This is a genomic window from Oleiphilus sp. HI0061, from assembly GCF_001635675.1.
The window spans coordinates 1-399 of record NZ_LWFE01000983.1 but is presented as its reverse complement, the minus strand read 5'-3'; the positions used below and the strand labels follow the sequence as shown (position 1 = coordinate 399).

At 48.9% G+C, this 399-nt stretch carries 1 pseudogene; it reads right to left on the bottom strand.

What is annotated here, in order from left to right:
- Positions 1-399, bottom strand: a pseudogene (locus A3735_RS11435) (DDE-type integrase/transposase/recombinase); the annotation flags it as partial.

Here is a 399-nt window from a genome sequence, read left to right as displayed (position 1 = left end):
AATGGCGCTGGGACAGGCATTAAACATGGCCGTTCTTGTCGCCAGCATTCAGCAACCGTTAGATTGGATTGTTCTGGGTGTTTTTGGCGGTGCCACAGTTCAATACATTGGCGTTCAAGCCAAGCATTAAGTTCTTCGAGAGTCTTGAACTTGGGAGCGGTATGCCATAACTGATGCCGAGCATCTCGCACCTTTTTCTCGACTTGGCCTTTCTCCCAACCTGCAGCTGGATTACAGAACTCAGCTTCAAACAGATAATGACTGACTAGCGTTTGGAATCGGCGATTAACATCGCGCTGTTTACCTGATCGTACCTTATCCACAGCAGTCTTCATGTTGTCGTAGATGCCGCGTTCAGGCACGCCACCAAAGACCCGAAATGCATGATTGTGTGCATCA